Source organism: Streptomyces sp. BL1, assembly GCF_057628045.1.
Map to the genome: position 1 here is coordinate 3269887 of NZ_JBXYWZ010000002.1, position 21025 is coordinate 3290911.

The 21025-nt window shown below is 71.4% G+C and carries 18 protein-coding genes; 4 read left to right on the top strand and 14 right to left on the bottom strand.

The features are described 5' to 3' along the window. Positions 1–41: 41 nt before the first annotated feature. The 12 genes from AC3AGO_RS14365 to AC3AGO_RS14420 form a co-directional block, all read right to left on the bottom strand. Positions 42–1319, bottom strand: coding sequence for a thymidine phosphorylase (locus AC3AGO_RS14365; protein ID WP_487824657.1), 1278 nt, complete (start codon positions 1317–1319; stop codon positions 42–44). A gap of 82 nt (positions 1320–1401) precedes the next feature. Continuing rightward, positions 1402–1806 carry a cytidine deaminase gene (locus AC3AGO_RS14370; protein ID WP_487820588.1) on the bottom strand — a complete coding sequence of 135 codons (405 nt, stop codon included), beginning with the start codon at positions 1804–1806 and terminating at the stop codon, positions 1402–1404. After that, positions 1803–3080, bottom strand: coding sequence for an ABC transporter permease (locus AC3AGO_RS14375; RefSeq protein ID WP_487820589.1), 1278 nt, complete (start codon positions 3078–3080; stop codon positions 1803–1805). Before AC3AGO_RS14375 ends, AC3AGO_RS14370 begins: the two co-directional genes overlap by 4 nt. After that, on the bottom strand, positions 3077–4204 hold the full coding sequence (locus AC3AGO_RS14380) for an ABC transporter permease (protein WP_487820590.1): 1128 nt from the start codon (positions 4202–4204) through the stop codon (positions 3077–3079). Before AC3AGO_RS14380 ends, AC3AGO_RS14375 begins: the two co-directional genes overlap by 4 nt. Beyond that, positions 4201–5844 (bottom strand): ABC transporter ATP-binding protein, encoded by a 1644-nt coding sequence (locus tag AC3AGO_RS14385; RefSeq protein ID WP_487824658.1) that lies wholly within the window; start codon positions 5842–5844, stop codon positions 4201–4203. The genes AC3AGO_RS14380 and AC3AGO_RS14385 overlap by 4 nt, the downstream gene beginning before the upstream one ends. 225 nt (positions 5845–6069) lie before the next feature. Continuing rightward, on the bottom strand, positions 6070–7113 hold the full coding sequence (locus tag AC3AGO_RS14390; protein ID WP_487820591.1) for a BMP family lipoprotein: 1044 nt from the start codon (positions 7111–7113) through the stop codon (positions 6070–6072). Between the two features lie 448 nt (positions 7114–7561). After that, complete coding sequence (locus tag AC3AGO_RS14395; protein WP_487820592.1) at positions 7562–7783, bottom strand: hypothetical protein; 222 nt, start codon at positions 7781–7783, stop codon at positions 7562–7564. A 73-nt stretch (positions 7784–7856) separates the two neighbouring features. Next, positions 7857–9143, bottom strand: a complete 1287-nt coding sequence (locus AC3AGO_RS14400) for a M20 family metallopeptidase (protein WP_487820593.1) — start codon at positions 9141–9143, stop codon at positions 7857–7859. Between the two features lie 118 nt (positions 9144–9261). Then, positions 9262–10362 (bottom strand): hypothetical protein, encoded by a 1101-nt coding sequence (locus AC3AGO_RS14405; RefSeq protein WP_487824659.1) that lies wholly within the window; start codon positions 10360–10362, stop codon positions 9262–9264. Between the two features lie 83 nt (positions 10363–10445). After that, complete coding sequence (locus AC3AGO_RS14410) at positions 10446–11387, bottom strand: N-acetylneuraminate synthase family protein (protein WP_487820594.1); 942 nt, start codon at positions 11385–11387, stop codon at positions 10446–10448. Positions 11388–11406: 19 nt separating this feature from the next. Further along, positions 11407–12711 carry a cytidylyltransferase domain-containing protein gene (locus tag AC3AGO_RS14415; protein WP_487820595.1) on the bottom strand — a complete coding sequence of 435 codons (1305 nt, stop codon included), beginning with the start codon at positions 12709–12711 and terminating at the stop codon, positions 11407–11409. Positions 12712–12955: 244 nt separating this feature from the next. Then, positions 12956–14374 (bottom strand): DUF6716 putative glycosyltransferase, encoded by a 1419-nt coding sequence (locus AC3AGO_RS14420; RefSeq protein WP_487820596.1) that lies wholly within the window; start codon positions 14372–14374, stop codon positions 12956–12958. A 187-nt stretch (positions 14375–14561) separates the two neighbouring features. Between AC3AGO_RS14420 and AC3AGO_RS14425 the strand changes: the two genes are divergently transcribed. Genes AC3AGO_RS14425 through AC3AGO_RS14435 form a run of 3 tightly spaced genes read left to right on the top strand, consistent with a single transcriptional unit; the run spans position 14562 to position 18044 of the window. Then, the gene (locus tag AC3AGO_RS14425) at positions 14562–15539 is read left to right on the top strand and encodes a glycosyltransferase family 2 protein (protein WP_487820597.1); all 978 of its coding nucleotides are present in this window, start codon (positions 14562–14564) and stop codon (positions 15537–15539) included. After that, on the top strand, positions 15539–16897 hold the full coding sequence (locus AC3AGO_RS14430) for a polysialyltransferase family glycosyltransferase (RefSeq protein WP_487820598.1): 1359 nt from the start codon (positions 15539–15541) through the stop codon (positions 16895–16897). The genes AC3AGO_RS14425 and AC3AGO_RS14430 overlap by 1 nt, the downstream gene beginning before the upstream one ends. 13 nt (positions 16898–16910) lie before the next feature. Continuing rightward, a complete protein-coding gene (locus AC3AGO_RS14435) occupies positions 16911–18044 on the top strand; it encodes an acyltransferase family protein (RefSeq protein WP_487820599.1) in 1134 nt (377 codons plus the stop codon). 36 nt (positions 18045–18080) lie between these two features. Here AC3AGO_RS14435 and AC3AGO_RS14440 read toward each other — a convergent pair whose 3' ends face one another. Both AC3AGO_RS14440 and AC3AGO_RS14445 read right to left on the bottom strand, forming a co-directional pair. Then, entirely contained in the window at positions 18081–19484 is a 1404-nt protein-coding gene (locus AC3AGO_RS14440) for a GntP family permease (protein ID WP_487820600.1), read from the bottom strand. A 55-nt stretch (positions 19485–19539) separates the two neighbouring features. After that, positions 19540–20076: a gluconokinase gene (locus AC3AGO_RS14445; RefSeq protein WP_487820601.1), complete on the bottom strand. Its 537-nt coding sequence runs from the start codon at positions 20074–20076 to the stop codon at positions 19540–19542. A 173-nt stretch (positions 20077–20249) separates the two neighbouring features. Here AC3AGO_RS14445 and AC3AGO_RS14450 point away from each other — a divergent pair, with 173 nt between their 5' ends. Beyond that, entirely contained in the window at positions 20250–20978 is a 729-nt protein-coding gene (locus AC3AGO_RS14450) for a FadR/GntR family transcriptional regulator (RefSeq protein WP_487820602.1), read from the top strand. Positions 20979–21025: the final 47 nt, after the last annotated feature.

A 21025-nucleotide genomic window follows, 5' to 3' on the forward strand; every position in this document is an offset into this window, starting at 1 on the left:
TTCCGCCCCCCCGGGCGGACCAGCTGCCCACACCCTGATGGTTAGTCGATTCGGTCCAGGACGATGGGGGGTGGGGTGAAGTCGACTGCTCCTGAGGCGATGGCGAACGCGTCGCGCAGTGCCTCCTCCGCGTCGGCGAAGGCCTCGGGGGTGTCGGTGTGCAGGGTGAGCAGCGGTTCGCCCTCCTTGACCCACTCCCCCGGCTTGGCGTGCAACTCCACGCCGGCGCCCGCCTGTACGGGGTCCTCCTTGCGGGCCCGGCCCGCTCCGAGGCGCCATGCGGCGAGGCCCACCGCGTAGGCGTCGAGACGCGTGAGCGTGCCGGAGGAGGGCGCCGGTACGTCGTGCCGTTCGCGGGCGACCGGCAACTCCGCGTCGGGCTTGCCGCCCTGCGCGGCGATCATGCGGCGCCAGACGTCCATGGCGGAGCCGTCGGCCAGCGCCTTCGCCGGGTCGGCGTCGGAGAGGCCGGCGGCCGACAGCATCTCGCGGGCCAGTGCCAGGGTGAGTTCGATGACGTCCGAGGGGCCGCCGCCGGCCAGCACCTCGACGGACTCCCGCACTTCGAGCGCGTTGCCCGCCGTACGGCCCAGCGGTGCGGACATGTCGGTGAGCAGCGCGGCCGTCCGTACGCCGTGGTCGTTGCCCAGCTCCACCATCGTGGCGGCCAGTTCCCGCGCGTCGTCCAGGTTCTTCATGAACGCGCCGGAGCCGGTCTTCACGTCGAGCACGAGGGAGTCCGTACCCTCGGCGATCTTCTTGCTCATGATGGAACTGGCGATCAGCGGGATCGACTCGACGGTGCCGGTGACATCGCGCAGCGCGTACAGCTTCTTGTCCGCCGGGGCGAGATCGTCGCCCGCCGCGCAGATGACGGAGCCGACCGTGTCGAGGATGCCGAGCATCTCTCGGGTGGGCAGGGAGGCCCGCCAGCCGGGGATCGCCTCCAGCTTGTCGAGGGTGCCGCCGGTGTGTCCGAGGCCGCGGCCCGACAGCTGCGGTACGGCGGCGCCGCAGGCCGCGACGAGCGGCGCCAGCGGCAGCGTGATCTTGTCGCCGACGCCGCCCGTGGAGTGCTTGTCGGCGGTGGGGCGGGACAGCGCGGAGAAGTCCATCCGCTCCCCGGACGCGATCATCGCCCCGGTCCAACGGTCGATTTCGGTCCGCGTCATCCCCCGGAGCAGGATCGCCATGGCGAGCGCCGACATCTGCTCGTCGGCGACCTCGCCCCGGGTGTAGGCGTCGATGATCCAGTCGATCTGGGCGCCGGACAGCGGCTCGCCGTCGCGCTTCGTCCGGATGACGGAGATGGCGTCCAAGGCCATGGGGCGGACAACTCCTCGGTGTGGGTGGGGTCCCGGTCGGGTCGGCGGTCCCGGCGGCTCTGCGGGCCCGGCCGGCTCAGCGGTCGAGGTCGGCGGGGCCGAAGGCGTCGGGCAGCAGATCGGCGAGGGTACGGATGCCGTGCGCGGTGTCCACCAGCAGCCGCGGGCCGCCGTGTTCCCACAGCAGCTGGCGGCAGCGGCCGCACGGCATCAGCACATCGCCGTTCAGGTCGGCGCAGGTGAAGTGGGTGAGGCGGCCGCCGCCCGAGGCGACGAGCGCGGAGACGAGGCCGCACTCGGCGCACAGCGAGACGCCGTACGAGGCGTTCTCCACGTTGCAGCCCGTCACCGTGCGCCCGTCGTCGGCCAGCGCGGCGGCGCCCACCGGGAACTTCGAGTACGGGGCGTACGCGCGGGACACGGCGTCCCGCGCCGCGGCCCGCAGCGCCGGCCAGTCGGGAACGGCTTCCTCCCGCGTCATACGCCCTCACCCTTCCGGTACTGCTGTCCGTTCGCCTTCGGCATCCGAAGACGCTGCGCCGAGAGTGCCAGTACCAGCAGTGTCGCCACGTACGGCGCTGCCGTCACGAACTGGCTGGGCACCTCGTCGACGGAGAGGTACCACACCAGCAGCCCGATACCCGCGATCCCGGCCACGAGCGCGGTGAGGTACTTCTTCCGGTACAGCTCCCAGCCGACCGCGAGGGCCAGCAGGATGGCGAGCAGAAGCAGCAGGGCGTGCACGTTCTGGCCGCCGCCGCGCAGGTTGAGGCTGTCGGTGTAGCCGAACAGGCCGGCGCCCATGGCCATGCCGCCGGGTGTCCAGTTACCGAAGATCATCGCGGCGAGGCCGATGTAGCCGCGGTTCCCCGTCTGGCCCTCCTGGTAGATGTTGGAGGCCACCTCGGCGAGGAAGACGCCGCCGAGTCCCGCGCAGCCGCCGGAGATCAGCACCGCGAGGTACTTGTAGCGGTACACGTTGACCCCCAGCGTCTCCGCGGCCTGCGGGTTCTCGCCGCAGGAACGCAGCCGCAGCCCGAACGCCGTACGGCGCAGCACCCACCAGCTGAGCGGGATCAGCGCCAGCGCCAGCAGGGTGAGCAGCGACAGGTTGGTGATCAGGCCGCCGAGGAAGCCGGCCAGGTCGGAGACGAAGAACCAGTGTTTTCCGTTGAGTTCCTCGAACCAGTCGGACAGTCCCGGCACGGTGATCGACGTGATCGGGTCGATCGTCGGGGACTGTTTGACCGTGCCGCCCGTCATGTCGGCGAAGGTGAAGCTGGACAGATAGCGGGTCGCGCCCACGGCGAGGACGTTGACGGCGACGCCGGACACGATGTGGTTCACGCCGAACGTGACGGTGGCGACGGCGTGGATCAGCCCGCCGAGCGCGCCGCCCACGATGCCCACCACGACACCCGTCCACGGGCCCCACTGCACGCCCGCCCAGGCGCCGAACCAGCTGCCGAGGATCATCATGCCCTCGAGGCCGATGTTGATGACGCCGGCCCGCTCGGCCCAGACGCCGCCGAGGCCCGCGAGGCCGATGGGGACGGCGAGTTGGAGGGCTGTGGAGACCTGTCCGACGGTGGTGATGCCGTCCGCGCCGGTGATCAGGCGGACGGCGGAGAACAGCGCCAGTACGGCGGCGATCACCAGCATCCACTCGGCGAGGGTCAGCCTGCGCCGGCCGCCCCGGGCCGGCTTCGGCGCCGGGCCCTGTGCGGGGGCCGGCTTGTCGGTGACGGCGCTCATGCCGAAGCCCCCTTGGCTCCCGTACCGCTCTGCGTTCCCATGTCGCCCTCCGCGGCGGCCAGTTCCTCACCGACCCGCTGCTGCTGACGGCGCAGCCCGTACCGGCGTACGGACTCGTAGCTGACGACCACCGCGATCACGATCAGGCCCTGCATGATCGTGGCGATCTCCTTCTCGTAGCCGTTGAAGTCGAGCGTGGAGGAGGCCTTGTCGAGGAAGGCGATCAGCAGGGCGCCCAGCGCGATGCCGACCGGGTGGTTCCGGCCGAGCAGCGCGATGGTGATGCCCGTGAAGCCGATACCGGCCGGGAAGTCGAGGCTGAAGGTGTGCGAGTCGCCGAGCAGCACCGGCATGCCCGCGAGTCCGGCGACCGCGCCGGAGATCAGCATGCTGCCGAAGACCATCCGCTTGGCGTCGACGCCGCTCGCCGAGGCGGCGCTCTGGCTGGCGCCCGTGGCGCGCAGATCGAAGCCGAACCGGGTGCGGCTGAGCACCAGCCAGTAGAGGACCCCGCACGCCACGGCCACCACGAGGAAGCCGTGCACGGTCCCGCCCGGCCCTGTGTCGAAGCCGGGGAACCAGCCGGAGGACGGAATCTGACCGGTCGTCAGGTTGTTGCCGTGCTGCTCGCCGAACTGGGCCGGCAGGATCAGATACGCCACCACGCTCGTGGCGATGGCGTTCAGCATGATCGTCGAGACGACCTCGCTCACGCCGCGGGTGACCTTCAGCGCCCCCGCGATGCCCGCCCACACCCCGCCGACCAGCATGGCGGTGACGAGGATCAGCAGGATGTGCAGCGGCCCCGGCAGACTGACGGACGCGCCGACCACGGCGGCAATCATCGCGGCGAGCCGGTACTGGCCGTCGACACCGATGTTGAACAGGTTCATCCGGAAGCCGACGGCCACCGCGAGCGCCGCCAGATAGTACGTGGTGGCCTGATTGATGATCAGGACCTGGATGTCCGCGTTGGAGGCGTACTCGATCATCAGCGTGTACGGCTCGACCGGGCTGCGGCCCGAGGCCAGCAGCACGACGGACGTCAGAACGACGGCGACACCGATGGCGAGCACCGGTCCGCCCGCGGCGAGGATCAGCCGCTCCTTGTCGAACCTCTTCACTGCTCCCCGCCCCCGTCCTGCCCCTGCGCCTCCGGATGCTCCGGCTCCTCCGGAGGCTCCGGCGCCTCCAGGTGCCCCGTGGCCGCGCCCGTCATCGCGGAGCCCAGCTCCTCGGGCGTCACCGTGCCCGGGTCGGCGTCCGCGACCAGACGGCCCCGGTAGATGACCCGCAACGTGTCGGACAGGCCGATGAGTTCGTCCAGGTCGGCGGAGATCAGCAGTACGGCGAGACCCGCACGCCGGGCCACCCGTATCTGCTCCCAGATCTGCGCCTGCGCCCCCACGTCCACGCCCCGCGTGGGATGCGCGGCGATCAGGAACTTGGGGCTGTGGCTCATCTCCCGGCCGACGATCAGCTTCTGCTGGTTGCCGCCGGAGAGGCTGGCCGCGGTGACGTCGACACCGGGCGTACGGACGTCGTACTCGGCCACGATCCGCTCGGTGTCCGCGCGGGCCGACTTCAGGTCCAGCCAGAAGCCCCTGCCGCCGCGGCTGTTGGGCTTCTCCGTGACATGGCCCAGGATGCGGTTCTCCCACAGCGGCGCCTCCAGCAGCAGCCCGTGCCGCTGCCGGTCCTCCGGGATGTAGCCGATGCCGCTCTCGCGGCGGCGGCGCGTGGAGAGCCCGCCGATGTCCTCACTGGCCAGGGTGACCGTGCCGTGCTCGGGGCTGCGCAGGCCGATCAGCGCCTCGATCAGTTCCGTCTGCCCGTTGCCCTCCACCCCTGCCAGGCCGAGGACTTCGCCCTCGTGGATCGTGAAGCCGATGCCGTCCAGGACGGTACGGGCGCCCTGCTCCGGGTCCTGCTCGTACAGCGTCAGCCCCTCGACCTCCAGCACCGGCCGGTCCGTGACGGTCGACTCGCGCAGCTCCGGCGTGGGCAGTTCACTGCCCACCATCAGCTGCGCCAGCTGCTCCGTGCTGGTCTCCCCCGGCTGCACGGTGGCCACCGTCGTACCCCGCCGGATCACGGTGATCTCGTCGGCGACGGACAGCACTTCGCCCAGCTTGTGCGAGATGAACAGGACGGTGAGCCCCTCCGCCTTCAGCTCCCGCAGATTGTCGAAGAGCGCCTCGACCTCCTGCGGGACGAGGACGGCCGTCGGCTCGTCGAGGATCAGCGTGCGGGCGCCGCGGTAGAGCACCTTGAGGATCTCCACCCGCTGCCGGTCGGCGACGCCCAGCTGCTCGACGAGCGAGTCCGGCCGGATGCCCAGCCCGTACGTCTCCGACAGCTCCGCGATCCTGGCCCGCGCGCGGGACCCGATGCCGTGCAGACGCTCGGCGCCCAGCACGGTGTTCTCCAGGACGGTCAGATAGTCGGCGAGCATGAAGTGCTGGTGCACCATGCCGATTCCGCGGGCGATCGCGTCCCCCGGACTGTGCAGGGACACCTCCTCGCCGCCGACGGAGACGGTGCCCTCGTCGGGCCGCTGCATCCCGTAGAGGATCTTCATCAGGGTCGACTTGCCCGCGCCGTTCTCGCCCACGAGCGCGTGCACGGTGCCGCGGCGCACGGTGATGTCGATGTCCTGGTTGGCGACGACGCCGGGGAAACGTTTGGTGATGCCGCTCAGTTGTACGGCCGGCGCGGCGTCGGGCGCCGCGTCCGCCGCGGGCGGACTGCTGGAGGCTGTGATGACGCACTCTCCTCGGGGGGCGGGCCGGCCTGCGGCCGGACGGGCTTCACGGGCCCCCGTGCACTGCCGGAGGACCGGCGCCCGTGGCGAACCGGCCCTCACAGCAGACACGTTCACGGCTCGGCGCTCGGCTTGCGCGCGGGGACCGTGGAGTCACGGCTCGGCGCGCTTGCACGCAGGGCCGTGGGATCACGGCTCCGCGCGCTGACGCGCAGGACCGTGGGGTCACGGCTTGGCGGCGACCTTCGTCTTCCCGTCGACGATGTTCTTCTTCGCCTTCGCCACGGCGTCCTGCGTGGCCTTCATCTTCGTGAACTCCGGGTTGGACATGGCCAGTCCGACCCCGTCCTCGGCCAGGCTGAACCGCTGCACACCCGTCTGCGGCTTGCCGTTCTGCACCGAGACGATCAGCTCGTACACCGCGTCCGACACGTCCTTCGTCATCGACGTGAGGATGTGCTTCTTGTACTTGGCGAGCGTCTTCTGCTCGTACTGGTCCGAGTCCACGCCGATGACCCACTTGTCGCGGGCCGCCGTCGCCTCGATGACGCCCTGCCCCGAGAGGCCCGCCGCGTGATAGACCACGTCGGCGCCCGCGTCCAGCTGGCCCTTGGCGGCCTCCTTGCCCAGGTCGGGCTTGGAGAAGCCGCTGGTGTCCGGCGGCTGCGTCAGATACTGGCGCTTTATCTTCACGTTCTTGTCGGTGTCCTGGACGCCCTGGACGAAACCCGCCTCGAACTTCTGGATCAGCGGTACGTCGACGCCGCCGACGAAGCCGACCACCTTCGACTTGGTGGTCTTCGCCGCGGCCACGCCCGCCAGATAGGAGCCCTGCTCCTCGGAGAACACCAGGTTGGCGACGTTCTTCGCCTTCACGGTCTCGTCGTCGACCAGGCCGAACGTGGTCTTCGGGTTCTCCTTCGCCGCCTTCTTCAGCGCGGCGGCGTAGGCGAAGCCGACCCCCACGACGGGGCTGTAGCCCTGCCGGGCCAGCTCGTTGAGGCGGTTCACCTTGTCGGCATCGGCCTCACCGTCGGACGGTTCGACGTCCTGCCCCTTGAACCCGAACTTCTTCTCGCCCCTCACGAGGCCCGCGTGCGCGGCGTCGTTGAAGGACTGGTCGCCCCGGCCCCCGACGTCGTACGCGATGGCGGCGCCCTTCTTCTTGCTGGGGCCCTTGTCTGCTGTGGTGCCACCGCACGCGGTGGCCGTCAGTGCGAGGGCCGCGGTCACGCTGACCACGGCGCTGAGCTTGGTTACGCGACGCAAGAGGACGTCCCCTTCGGCTCATCCGGAGCGGTGCCCTGCGGGAGGCCCCCGGCGGGCAGCGCTGGCTTGGGATGAAGATAACGCGCGTAGATTTCAGGTAAAGCCCTGTTCGCGTCCCGTTACCGGATCGGTGCCGAAGGCCCCCAACGACGGGGCGCGGGCGACCGCTTGGGGCGGGGGCGCCGTTGGAGCTCCGCCCACCCCGGTGTGGGCACGCGGTTCGCGCGAGGTGTGGGTAGCTGGTCCGCCCAAGGGGCGGAACGGGTGGGCACACCGGACCGCACCCGCGCAGGGTTCGCACCCCGCCCCCAACGCACGCGCCCCGATGAGGGCTTGGCCCCAGACCCGCCCCTACCCGTTTCTTCCAGGGCTTCGCCCCGGACCCCACGTGGAGCCGGGAGGGGAGGCTGTGCCACGCGCCGCGGCAGCCCGAGCCTCCCTGGGCCGTCTACTTCCCGGCGGAGGCGTCCACCGTCTCGCGGTCGCTCGACGGCCGCTGGGGCCGGCCGTCGACCTTGGACGCGACGAACGTCACCACCGCCGCGGACACCGCCACGATCGCCAACTCCCCCCACAGCGGCGCGTCCAGCGACCGCTGGGCCACGACGAGCGCGACCAGCCACACCCCGTACACCGCCACCTTCACCGCGGTCCGCTGCTTGCTGTTCATGGTGCGAGCGTATCGGGGTGGTGCGTCGTGGTGTTCTTTGAACGAGCGTGACGACGCACCACCCCGGACAGCGCTACGCGTCCAGGAGCGCTGCCGCCGTGAAGAGTTCCACTCCGGCGGTGATCGCGGTTTCGTCGGCGTCGAAGTCGCCCTGGTGGAGGTCGTGGGGGACGGGGTCGCCCGGGGTGCGGACGCCGAGGCGGGCCATGGCGCCGGGGACGTGCTCCAGATACCAGGAGAAGTCCTCGCCGCCGAGGGACTGTTCCGTCGTCTCGACCGCGTCCGCGCCGCAGCGGGCCGTCATCGCCGCGCGCAGGAGCTCCGTCGAATCTGGCTCGTTGACGACGGGCGGGACGCCGCGCACGTAGTTGATCTCGGACTTGGCGCGGTGCAGCGTGGCCACCTCGTCGATGGCCTCGTGGACGAGGTCGGGCGCGTCCCGCCAGGCGGGGAGGTCGAGGCAGCGGAGCGTGCCGGAGAGTTCGGCGCGCTGCGGGATGACGTTCGGCGCGTGCCCGGAGTCGATGCGGCCCCACGTGAGGGCCATGCCGGAGCGGGCGTCGACGCGGCGGGCGAGCAGCGCCGGTACGTCGGTGACGAGCCGGGCCGCCGCGGTGACCAGGTCGGTGGTCAGGTGGGGGCGCGCCGTGTGCCCGCCGGCGCCGGTGAGGGCGACCTCGACGCGGTCGCAGGCGGAGGTGATCGGCCCAGGGCGGAGGCCGATGCGGCCGGCGTCGACCTTCGGGTCGCAGTGCACGCCGAGGATGCGGCCCACCCCGTCGAGCGCGCCGCCGTCGATGGCGTCCGTGGCGCCGCCGGGCAGCACTTCCTCGGCGGGCTGGAACAACAGCCGTACGGAGCGCGGGAGTCGGCCGGCGCGGGCGAGGTCGGCGAGGACGAGGCCGGCGCCGAGGACGACCGTGGTGTGCACGTCGTGCCCGCAGGCGTGGGCGCGGCCGGGGACCGTCGAGCGGTACGCGACGGGCTTGGTGTCCGGGATGGGCAGCGCGTCGATGTCCGCGCGGAGCGCGAGCAACGGCCGGGCGCCGTCGGCGTGCTGGGCGCTGTGGTCATACGACGGGGCGGGGTGGATGTCGCACACGAGGCCCGTGCCCATCGGCAGCACGCGGGGTCGCAGTCCGGCCTGCTCCAGCCTCGCCCTGATCGCCTGCGTGGTGCGGAATTCCTGGTTTCCCAGCTCGGGGTGCATGTGCAGATCCCGGCGGAAGGTGATCAGTTCGCAGCGCAGCGCGTCGGGGAGGGTGCCGGGCATCGCTTCCCGGCCGTCGGGGAGGGAGACCGGCAGGGCTTGGTGACCGGGTGGGCCCACCTCCGGGTCCGGGGACAGCAGTTCGTTCATGCCGCGAAGAGTACGCACGACAGAGCGGCAACTGACAATGGATCTCGTAAAGTTCAGCCCCACAGGGGACGAGAAAGTAGGCTGTGCGGCGGTTGTGCGTCTACGCAGGTGGGTATACTCAGGCGTTTGCCGTACCGGTGTCGGGCAGCCGCTGCACACCGCGGGCGCTGCCCGTCACTCCGGACAGAAAGCCCTGCGCACGGGGCGATGCCTGGTCCGTGAGCCATGCCGGGTCCACCTCGCACACCGCCACCGTCACGGGCGTGCCGGCCAGGGCCAGCGGCAGCGTGTGCACCACCGTCGACGGGAAGCTCAGGATGGTGTGCCCTATCGGCCCGCGCCGGGCGACGAGTTCGAGCGGCAGGTCCGGCCGTACGATCTCCAGTCCGGTGGCCCGCGTGACGCGGTGCAGCTTCTCGCTGTCCTCCCTGCGGTGCGCGAAGTAGCGGGTGGCGCCGTGCGTACGGGCGAGGTCGGTGACCGCCTCCAGATAGCGTTCGAGGTCGACGACGCCGGTCTCCACGAGTGAGGTGCCGACCAGGTCGGTGCCGCGGGTGAGCCGCGGCGGGCCGAAGCGGCGCCGGGTCCAGGCGAAGTCGTTGGCGGTGACCGCGACTCCGTCCGGGGCCTCCACCGGCATCGAGCTGAACACCTCTACGCTGCGCCGGTCGCCGGGGGTCAGCCGGCGGCGGGCGCCGCGCGCGAACGGCGCGAAGAGCGCGGCCCGCGGGTCGGCGCCCTCCTCAGTGCCCTTCCTGTGCCAGCGTACGAACCGTTCCCCGCGGGCGAGTTGGGCGATGAACTCCATGGTCGCCGTACCGTCGTCGACGACGACCACGCTGCGTGCCGCGGTGAGTGTGAGCAGCAGCTGTACGTAGCGCGAGAACGGGTCGCCGATCACGATCCGCTGGGCGCGGCGGAGCTGTCCCGCGAGCGCGCCGATGGTCTTCGCGGGCGCGGTGACGCCGTCCCGCGCCTCCTGCCACTGGACGGTGATGCCCTCGTCGCGGGCGAGTTCGGCCATGCGGCGCAACTGGCCCCGGGTCATGGGGTCGTGCGGTGGCAGCACCACGAGGGTGAGGTGTGCGGCATCCGAAGCGTCGTCCGAGTGCGCCCACTCCAGAACGTTCAGGAGTTGTACGGGGCTCTCGACGAACGCGAGTGTGGGGGGTCTGTGTTCCGGGGGTACGCCCCGGAGGCGGCGGGGACGGGTGGTGATGTCCACCGTTTCCGTCCTCTCCACCGCCTCCGGGGCCGGGCGCCGGGGCCCGTCGAGCTCGGTCAACTCGTGCTCTCCGCCGCTCAGGCCGAGACCGTGGTGCGCTCTTCGGTGTCCTCGGCCTCGTCGGCCTCGGCGACGACACCCTTGACGCGGCGCAGCTTCTCCATCGGCTTCAGCTCGCTGTCGTAGACCTTCTTCACGCCGTCACCGAGGGACTCCTCGATGGTGCGGATGTCCCGCACCAGGCGGGTCAGGCCCTGCGGCTCGACGGAGGCGGCCTGGTCGGAGCCCCACATGGCGCGGTCCAGGGTGATGTGCCGCTCGACGAAGCAGGCGCCGAGGGCGACCGCGGCGAGGGTGGTCTGCAGACCGGTCTCGTGGCCGCTGTAGCCGATCGGGACGTTCGGGAACTCGTTCTGCAGGGTGTGGATCATCCGCAGGTTGAGCTCCTCGGCCTGGGCCGGGTACGTGGAGGTGGCGTGGCACATCAGGATGTTGTCGCTGCCCAGGACCTCGACGGCGTGCCGGATCTGCTTCGGCGTCGACATGCCGGTGGAGAGGATGACCGTACGGCCGGTGGCGCGCAGCGAGCGCAGCAGCTCGTCGTCGGTCAGGGAGGCGGAGGCGACCTTGTGGGCCGGCACGTCGAACTTCTCCAGGAAGGCGACGGCCTCGGTGTCCCACGGGGAGGCGAACCAGTCGATGCCGCGCTTCTTGCAGTACTCGTCGATCGCCCGGTAGCCGTCCTCGTCGAACTCGACGCGGTGCCGGTAGTCGATGTACGTCATCCGGCCCCAGGGGGTGTCGCGCTCGATGTCCCACTGGTCGCGCGGGGTGCAGATCTCGGGGGTGCGCTTCTGGAACTTGACGGCGTCACAGCCGGCTTCGGCCGCGGCGTCGATGAGGGCGAAGGCGTTCTCCAGCTCACCGTTGTGGTTGATGCCGATCTCGCCGGTGACGTAGACGGGGTAGCCGGGGCCGGCCGTCCGGTTGCCGAGGGTGCGCAGGCGGTTGGTGCTCATGAGTGATGAGTTCTTTCTGCTAGAGAGAGGGCTGCAGGGACGCCGGGCGGGCCGCCTCGTGGGCTTCCTGTCCGGTGCTGTCCTGCGTGTCTGCCTGGTGAGGTGCCTGGAGTGAGGGGCCGAGAATCCACGAGGCGATCTCGCGGATGGCTCCCCCGCCGCCAGGCGCGGAGGTGACCGCGCGGGCCGCGCCGCGTACGACGTCGTGGGCGCCCGCGACGGCGACCGGCCAGCCGGCCAGTCCGAAGCACGGGAGGTCGTTGACGTCGTTGCCGGCGTAGAGCACGCGCTCCGGGGCGATGCCCTGCTCCTCGCACCACTGCTTCAGGGCGAGGTCCTTCCGGTCGATCCCGTGCAGCACGGGGATGCGGAGCTTCGCGGCCCGTGCCGCGACGACCGGGTTCTGTTCCGTGGACAGGATGAGCATCCGCAGTCCCGCGCGGCGCAGGGCTGCGATGCCGAGCCCGTCGCCGCGGTGCACGGCGACGGTCTCCCGTCCTTCGGAGTCGACGAGCACCCTGTCGTCGGTCTGGGTGCCGTCGAAGTCGAGTACGACCGCGTCGATGTCGCCGTACGTCGGCAGCATGCCGGGGGTGGCGACGTCGAGCAGCGGTGCGAGGGCCCGGGCGCGGGCGAGGTCGTGCGGGTCGTCGACCTCCAGCACGCGCGCGGGGTCGGTGCGGACGGGTTCCGTACGGCCGAAGAAGCGGTGGCCGGCCTTGCGGAAGCCGGCCGCGTCCATGGCGTACGCGGCGCCCGTCTCCAGGAGGTCCTGCGGGCGGTCCTGGCGGCGGGGCCGGAACGCCTTGTCGTGGTTCACGCCGAACCCGCCGCCGGTGGCGGCCTGTTGGGCGTCGAAGTCGTCGGACGCGTCGGTGTCCTCCGCGCCGTCGCGCCACACGAAGCCGTGGAACTCGGAGACGGCGAGGGCGCTGTCCGCGCCGCCCTCGACGACGGCGGAGGTGACGCCGTCGATGTCGCCGGGCGTGAGGAAGGGGCTGGTGCACTGCACGAGCAGCACGGTGTCCACGGTGTGGCCGTGCCGGGCCTCGTACGTGTCCATCGCGTGCAGTACGGCGGCCTCGCTGGTCGCGGTGTCGCCCGCGATGTCGGTGGGCCGCTCTATGACGTGCGCGCCGGCGGCGCGGGCCGCGGCGGCGATGGCCGGGTCGTCGGTGGAGACGGCCGCGGCGGTCACGAGCCGCGCCTCGACGCAGGCCCGCACGGCGCGGGCGACGAGCGGCACGCCCCCGACGGGCGCGAGGTTCTTGGCAGGCACGCCCTTGGAGCCGCCCCGGGCAGGGATCACAGCGAGAACGGTCATGACGTCTCCTCACAGAGGTGTGGGCGATCGGTCCGCCCGGAGGGGCGGGACGGGCGGGCACACCGGACCGCACCCGCGAGGTCTGTCCCCCTGCGCCCCGGTCCGGCGCGGACCGCACCCCGTTGGGCAGGTGGTCGCGTACGGCGAGGGTGTGCGGCAGCGCTGCTGCGCTGTGCCCTCCCTGCGCCCCTGGCGCAGACAGCCCACAGCGCAGGCCCGACGGCGCGCCCGCTCCGCGGCCCCGTCACAGTTGGCCCGCCCGCCGGATGAGAGGCGCCACGCGCTGGACGCCGTGGCGGTACGTGGCGCGGGCCGTGTTGCGCAGTGCGGTGCGGAGGAGGGAGGGGCGGGCCTCCGCCGCGGCGTAGGCGGCCGGCAGGGGCGCGCCGTGCGGGTCGAAGCCGTAGCGGGCGAGGATTCCGGGCAGATAGCCGGGCGCCGTGGCCGGCGTGTAGTACGGGGCGGGCGGCGGGAGTTCGCCGCGCGCGGTCAGCTCGGCCACCCGGGTCCTGGCCGGCGTGAAGGCCTCCTCGTGGCCGCCGGACACGCACACGCCGTGCCGCGCGGTCCACTCCGCGTCGGCCCTGGGCAGGTGTCCCGCGTCCAGCTCGTCCCAGGAGGCGAGGCAGCCGGAGCCGAGGAAGTAGTGGTTGCCGAGCACTTCGCGGATGCCGAGGTCGGTGAGGAGCGCGGTCGGCACGGCCCGATGCAGGGACTCCAGCGCGGCGGTGGAGCTGACCGTCACCAGCAGGTCGGTGCGGTCCAGGACCTCGCCCATGTGCCCGTACACGAGGCGGCAGTTGGGCGGCAGTCCGCCCGCCGCCCGCGCGGCGAGCTTCTGGTACGGCTGTTCCTCGATGTGCGTGGTGTGCTCCCCCGGCTTGCTGCGCAGCTTGACGAGCACCTCGCGCTCCGGGCGCAGCCGGGCGTGTTCGACGGCGCGGCGCAGCAGGTAGGCGCGGTCGGCGCGTCCTGCCGGTACGGAGGGCTGCGCGGCGAAGGTGACGGTGAACGGCCGCTCCTGCGCGGCGCCTTCACGCTCGGCGGGCGCCTCCTCGTGGAGAAGGCCCGCAGGCGGGGGTCCGGCGTACGGGGCGCCGCCGAGGAACGGCAGCGCGCACTCGGTCACGGCGGAGGCGTCGGCGCCGACTCCCTCGTAGACGGCGCGGAACCGCTCCGCGTCGTCACGGGAGTTGGCGAGCACCACGTCCGCGCCGTGCCGCAGCAGCAGGCCGTCGGCGAGCTTCTCGTAGACGACGCCGACGTAGCCGGTGACGAGGACGGGCCGGCGGCTCTCCCCGGTGCCGGCCGCGTCGCGGGGGCCGGCGGCGGCCCGGGTGTCGGCGGCCGCGCGGGCCAGCCCGTGCACCATGGCCTGGACGGCGCCGCCCACGCAGGCGAGCACCACCACGTCGTATCCCTCGGTGCGGGCCGCCTGGACGAAGCCCGCGCCCGTGACCTCGCGCAGCGAGTCGACGCGCACGCCGACCTCGGCGAGCTGCCGGGGCGTCGGCGTCGCACGGCCGCGCAGCAGCAGGCCGTCGATGCGGGCCTCGGGGGCCAGCCGGCGCGCCGTGAGCGCGCCCCATTTCCACCGCGTGTCGGAATCAGCGAGAACTGCAACTCGTCTGACGGAAGCGGAACCAGATGTACGTGATGGCACGTCCTTGACGTTAGGAAGCGATTCCGCTGCCCGGCCCAACTCGACCACAACAACCGGTAAACAACACGCCGCCGAACGGCTAACCGGCAGGCCCGGAATGCGGGTTCACCATTCCGCCATTCTTCGTTCACCCTTGCGTACGCCGCCGGACAAGCAGAATGCCGGGGCGACACCTAATGTCTCCCGGGTGGTTAAGCTCTCCGTCATCGTGCCGTTCTACAACGTGCAGTCCTATGCACAGGACACGCTCAGAAGCCTCCGTGCGAACGCCCGCGACGACTTCGAATTCATTCTGGTCGACGACTGTTCGACCGACGGAACTCCCGAGATTCTGGAGCGTGCGGAACAGGAACTCCCCGGAGCCGTCGTCGTACGGCATGCCCAGAATGGTGGCCTGGCCACCGCGCGGAACACCGGTCTCGACGCGGCGAACGGAGAATTCCTCACGTTCCTCGACGGCGACGACTGGCTCGCTCCCGGCTACTACCCGGAGCTGGTCGCCACCATCGAGCGGCTGGGCTGCGATTTCGTCCGCACCGACCATGTCCAGGTGACGGGCCGGAACCGGACCCTCGCGCGGGTGCCGCACGGCCGCCGCGGCGTCGCCATGGACCCGCGGCAGGCGATCCTGCCCGCCGACCGCACGACGTCCGTCGACTACGCGTACGCCTGGGCCGGCATCTACCACCGCAGGCTGCTGGACGACGGCGTGCTGCACTTCACGCACGGGCTGCGGACGGCGGAGGACCGGCCGTGGATCTGGCGGCTGCACCGGGAGGCCGGGTCGTTCGCGACGGTCGGGCTGCTCGGCGTCTTCTACCGGCGCGGCGTGGCCTCCTCGCTGACCCAGATCGGCGATGTCCGGCAGCTGGACTTCCTGCGCGCCTTCGACCAGGTCATAGAGGAGACGGCGAAGGACCCGGAGGCCGGCACGCTGCTGCCGAAGGCCGTCCGCACCTACTGCGCGATCATCTCCCACCATCTGACGAGCGGAAGGTTCGAACCGCAAGTGGCCCGTAAGCTGCGCGCGTTGAGCGCTGCCGCGCTCCGCCGGATGCCCTCCGACGTCCTCACGGACGCGCTGGACTCCATGGACACCGAACGCGCCACCCGGCTTCGCCGGCTGCGCCGCCGCCCCGCCTCGCTCGGGGAGGCCGCGGCCTGATGCGTACGCAGATCTTCTTCGCCTCCACGCTGTACGGGGCGGCGACGCTCGCCGCCGCGCTGGACGCGGGCCGCTTCGAGCCGGCCGACCGCAGGCTGCTGCTGGTCAGCAACAACGCGGCCACACCGGAGACTTCGCCGTCCCTCGACGCCATGCCGGGCTTCGAGCGGCTGCGGCACCGCTTCGACCGGGTGCTGTCGTGGAACGAGACCATCAGCCCGTTCCACCCCTCCGGCTGGTCACCGCGCGGGGACGACGTACCGCTGTGGGAGCGGTATCTGCGGCTGCGCTGGGGCCTCGGCGACGCGGCCGACGACCAGGTCGAACTCGCCCTGGAATCCATCCAGGTGGAGCCCGCGCTGGCCATCGCCAAGATGTTCCCCGACGCGCCCATCGACCTGTACGCGGACGGGCTGATGAGCTACGGCCCCACCCGCAACAAGCTCGCGCCGCTGGTCGGCACCCGCGTACGGCGCCTCCTCCACCTGGACCTGCTGCCCGGTCTGCGGCCGCTGCTGCTCACGGAGTTCGGCGTGGAGCCGGAGACCGTACCGGCGGACGCCTTCCGCTCCGTACTGTCCGAGCTGTCGCGGGACGTGCCGCCGAGCGTGACCACCGCACCGCACGGTGCGGCGCTGCTGCTCGGCCAGTACCTGTCCGCGCTGGACATCCTCAGCGCGGAGGAAGAGGAGCAGCTGCACGTACGGATGCTGCGCGGCGCCGCTGAACTCGGCCACCGCAAGGTGGTGTTCAAGCCGCACCCCATCGCGCCGGCGCACTTCTCCCGGACGCTGGAGAAGGAGGCCGTGGAGCTCGGCGTCGAACTGACCGTGCTGGAGGCGCCCGTACTGGCCGAGGTGCTGTACGAGCACCTCAAGCCGGCGCTGGTGGCGGGCTGTTTCTCCACCGCGCTGCTGACGGCGTCCACCTTCTACGGGCTGCGGGTCGCCCGTACGGGCACGGGGCTGCTGCTGGAGCGGGTCGTGCCGTACCAGAACAGCAACCGCATCCCGGTCACGCTCGTCGACGCCGTGCTGCCGGAGCTGACCGACGCGGAGGCGGTCGGCAGCTGGCGCGCCCCGGACGCGGCGACCGTCGACCGTGAACTGACGGGCCTGGTACGGACCGTGGGCTTCTGTATGCAGGCGAAGATCTACCCGGAGCTGCGGCCGGAGGCGGAACGCTTCCTCAGCGAGCGGCTGACGGGTGACACCTGGCGCTATTTCAAACGGCGCCGTCTGACATCGCTCGGCCTGCCCGGCGCCCTGCCGCAGCAGTTCGCGTTCGTCCCGCGCAACCGCACAGTGCGAAAAGTGGCGCGGCGCGCCAGGGCACTGAAGCGGGCAGCGCTCGGCTGAGGCGCGCGCCACGATGAGCACCACCACCCTCACCTCCACGGACCCCGCTCACTCCGACTCCGCCGTGCTGCCGCACGCCCGCCGCCGGGAACGTTCCGGCGCCGGGCGGCTGCGCGCCCTCGACGGGCTGCGGCTGCTCGCCGCGCTGCTCGTCGCCTGCTACCACTACGGCGGCCGCAACGGCGAGATCGGTGAAGCCTGGGGCAGCTCCCCCGCCGACCAGTTCCCCTATCTCTCGCAGCTGTTCGCGTACGGCTGCCTGGGTGTCCAGTTCTTCTTCCTCATCAGCGGCTTCGTCATCTGCATGAGCGGCTGGGGCCGTACGCTGCGGCACTTCGCCGCCTCCAGGCTGTCGCGGCTGATGCCCGCGTACTGGGCGGCCGTCGTCCTGGTGACGCTCGTCTTCTCCCTGCCGGGCGTGGTGTTCGAGGCCGTGTCGCCGAGCGACGCGCTGGTCAACCTCACCATGCTGCAGGAGCCGTTGGGCGTGGACCGGGTCCTCGGCGTGTGCTGGACCCTCTGGGCGGAGCTGCGCTTCTATCTGCTCTTCGCGCTGTTCGTCGTCGTCCCCGGCGCCTCGCGCCGGCGTGTGGTGTGGTTCTGCGCGGGCTGGCTGATGGCCGCTGTCCTCGCGGAGGCGTCCGGTTCGGAACTGCTCGACGTGGTGCTGATGCCGGAGTACGCGCCGTTCTTCATCGGCGGCGTCGGCCTGTATCTGCTGCACCGCTTCGGCCACGACGCGACGGCGTGGGCGATCGTCGCCGCGAGCTTCCTGCTCGGCCAGCACTACGCGGTCGCCGAGCTGTGGAACGACGGCGGCCCGGGCACCTTCTCGTACCGTCCGTCGGCCGGGATCATCGCGTTCGTCGCGCTCGGCTTCGCCGCGGTCGCGGCCGTCGCGCTGGGCGCGCTGCGCCGGGTGGACTGGCCGTGGCTGACGACGGCCGGGGCGCTCACGTACCCCTTCTATCTGGTGCACGAGCACCTCGGCTGGGTCGCCGTCCGCGGTCTGCACCGCTGGCTCGGCGTGCCGTCCTGGCTGACGCTGCTGACCACGGTGGCGTCGATGCTCGTCCTCGCCTGGCTCCTGCACCGCTTCGTGGAACGCACGCTGGGTCCGAAACTGAAACGGGCCCTCGCCTCCTGACGGAGACGAGGGCCCGGGGACGGGGAACCTGCCGCGCTACAGCACCAGCGAGAGCAGCAGCAGGAAGACCAGCGCGACCACGGAGATGATCGACTCCATCACCGACCAGGTCTTGACGGTCTGTCCGACGTTCATCCCGAAGTACTCCTTCACCAGCCAGAATCCCGCGTCGTTGACGTGGCTGAAGAAGACCGAGCCGGCGCCGACCGCGAGGACGAGCAGCGCGGCGTGGGCGGTGCTCATGTCCGCGGCGAGCGGGGCGACCAGACCGGCCGCCGAGATCGTCGCGACCGTGGCGGAGCCGGTGGCCAGCCGGATCGCGACGGCGATCAGCCAGGCCAGCAGGATCGCCGGGATCGACCAGGTCTTGGAGAAGTCCAGGATCATGTCGCCGATGCCGAGCTCGATCAGCGTCTCCTTGAAGCCGCCGCCGGCGCCGACGATCAGGAGGATGCCCGCGATCGGGCCGAGCGCGGCGCCGACGGACTCGCCCAGCCGGTCCTTGGTGAAGCCCGCGGCCCGGCCGAGGGTGAACAGCGCGACCAGTACGGAGATCAGCAGCGCGATCATCGGGGAGCCGACGACGTCCACGATGCGCTGGATGTGGTTCTCGGGGTCGTCGATGACGATGTCGCTGAGCGCCTTGAGGAGCATCAGGACAACGGGCAGCAGCACCGTGCTCACGGTGGCGCCGAAGCCGGGCCTGCGGTCCAGCTGCTCCGAGGGCCGCTCCGGGGTCAGGCCCTCCGGCGGCTGTACGTCGACCCAGCGGGCGGCGATCTTGCCGAACAGCGGCCCCGAGATGATCAGCGTGGGGATGCCGACGAGGACGCCGAGCGCGAGGGTGACGCCGAGGTTGGCGCCGGTCGCGGTGATCGCGGCGAGCGGGCCCGGGTGCGGGGGCACCAGCGCGTGCATCACGGACAGCCCGGCGAGCGCCGGAATGCCGATGCGCATCAGGGAGAAGTTGCCCCGCTTGGCGACGAGCAGCACGACGGGGATCAGCAGCACGATGCCGACCTCGAAGAAGAGCGGCAGCCCGATGATGCCGGCGATCAGCGCGATCGCCCACGGCATCCGGCTCGTCTTCGCCTTGGCGAGGATCGTGTCGACGATCTGGTCCGCGCCGCCGGAGTCGGCGAGCAGCTTCCCGAGGATGGCGCCGAGCGCGATGAGGACGCCGACGTCGGAGACGGTGTCACCGAGTCCCGTCGTGAACGCCTCGATGGTCTTGTCCGGCGCGGCCGCCGCGACCGACCCCAGGACCAGCGTGCCGAGCGTCAGCGCCAGGAAGGCGTGCAGCTTGAACTTGGTGATGAGGACGACGATCACGGCGATGCCGGCCAGCACGGCGATACCGAGCTGGGCGCTGCCTGCGGAGGTGATGGTCTTGGCGGGCTCGGATCCCGCGGCCATCATCTCGGCACTGAGATGAAGCACGGCTGTTCCTTCTGTGCGGCGCTACGGGCCAGTTGCTGGTGGGGAGAGGTGCGGATCAGGTCCGCGTCGTCGCGGGACGTACGCCCAGTGCGGCGATGCCCCGCTCCACGATGGTGTGCGGCTCCGCGTCGACGCGGACGGCCACGCCGTCCTCGTCCGGCTGGAGCGGCTCCAGGGTGGCGAACTGCGAGTCGAGCAGGGCGACGGGCATGAAGTGGTCCTGCCGCTGCCCCATCCGCTCGTCGATCAGCGCACGGTCGCCGGTGAGGTGGAGAAAGCGGATGCCGGGCTCGGCGGCGCGCAGCCGGTCGCGGTACGCGCGCTTGAGTGCGGAGCAGCTGACCACCGCGCTGACCTCGCCGTCCCGCGCGGCCGAGCTGCCGGCGTGACCGTGCGCCCAGGCGCCGATCGCGTCGAGCCAGGGCACGCGGTCCGCGTCGCCCAGCGGCGTACCGGCGGACATCTTCGCGATATTGGCGGGGGGATGGAAGGCATCGGCCTCGGCGTACGGAACGCCGAGCTCGGCGGCGAGCAGATCGCCGACCGTCGTCTTGCCGGTCCCGGCCACTCCCATGACCACCACGACACTCATCGCCCGTACACCTCGCTGTCCTCGTCGACCCCGGGCCATCGAATACTCAACCGCATTGGTCACATCTATTCAAGAGCTCGAAACTAAATAGTCATACTTAATGGCGTGACGGTGACCACGTAAGGTGGACCCGCCAGGGGGCGGGATCCATTTCCGGGGAACAGGGGAGAGTCATGACCGGCGAGGCAGCGGACCGGGCCGACGACAAACCGTCGCGCGGACTGCACGCCCAGTTGCTCGCCGCCCTCGGCCCCGCGATCGCCTCCGGCGAATACCCGCCGGGCACGGTGCTGCGCACCGACGAACTCGCCGAGCGGTACGAGGTGTCCCGCACCGTCGCGCGCGAGGCCGTGCGGGTGCTGGAGTCCATGCACCTCGTGGAGTCCCGGCGCCGGGTGGGGGTGAGGATCCGGCCCACCGAGGAGTGGAACGTCTTCGACCCGCAGGTGATCACCTGGCGGCTGGCCGGCGCCGACCGCGGCCGTCAGCTGCGCTCGCTCACCGTGCTGCGCTCGTCCGTCGAACCGGTCGCCGCGCGCCTCGCCGCGCAGATGGCGACGCCCGAGGAGTGCGCCGAACTCACCGAGGAAGCGCTGGGGATGGTGGCCACCTCACGCGGCCACCAGCTGGAGAACTACCTGGTGCACGACATCTCCTTCCACCGCGTGATACTCCGCGCCTCGCGCAACGAGATGTTCGCGCGGCTCGGCGACGTCGTCGCGGCGGTCCTCACCGGACGCACCGAACACGAGGTGATGTTCAGCGACCCGCGCCAGGAGGCGGTGACGCTGCACGTCCAGGTCGCGGAAGCGGTCCGCGAGGGGGACGGCGCCCGGGCGGAGGAGATCATGCGCACGATCACGGTAGACGCCATGCAAGAACTAGACGTCCTCGCCCCGTAGTTCGCGCCCCGGCAGCGAAACGCCCCTGCGCCCGCCGCGCGGCGCGC

Bases quoted from the DNA above. Each gene is read 5' to 3' on its own strand.
- AC3AGO_RS14370 (WP_487820588.1), bottom strand. From the start codon at position 1,806: ATGACGCGGGAGGAAGCCGTTCCCGACTGGCCGGCGCTGCGGGCCGCG.
- AC3AGO_RS14375 (WP_487820589.1), bottom strand. From the start codon at position 3,080: ATGAGCGCCGTCACCGACAAGCCGGCCCCCGCACAGGGCCCGGCGCCG.
- AC3AGO_RS14395 (WP_487820592.1), bottom strand. From the start codon at position 7,783: ATGAACAGCAAGCAGCGGACCGCGGTGAAGGTGGCGGTGTACGGGGTG.
- AC3AGO_RS14400 (WP_487820593.1), bottom strand. From the start codon at position 9,143: ATGAACGAACTGCTGTCCCCGGACCCGGAGGTGGGCCCACCCGGTCAC.
- AC3AGO_RS14410 (WP_487820594.1), bottom strand. From the start codon at position 11,387: ATGAGCACCAACCGCCTGCGCACCCTCGGCAACCGGACGGCCGGCCCC.
- AC3AGO_RS14415 (WP_487820595.1), bottom strand. From the start codon at position 12,711: ATGACCGTTCTCGCTGTGATCCCTGCCCGGGGCGGCTCCAAGGGCGTG.
- AC3AGO_RS14430 (WP_487820598.1), top strand. From the start codon at position 15,539: ATGCGTACGCAGATCTTCTTCGCCTCCACGCTGTACGGGGCGGCGACG.
- AC3AGO_RS14435 (WP_487820599.1), top strand. From the start codon at position 16,911: ATGAGCACCACCACCCTCACCTCCACGGACCCCGCTCACTCCGACTCC.
- AC3AGO_RS14445 (WP_487820601.1), bottom strand. From the start codon at position 20,076: ATGAGTGTCGTGGTGGTCATGGGAGTGGCCGGGACCGGCAAGACGACG.
- AC3AGO_RS14450 (WP_487820602.1), top strand. From the start codon at position 20,250: ATGACCGGCGAGGCAGCGGACCGGGCCGACGACAAACCGTCGCGCGGA.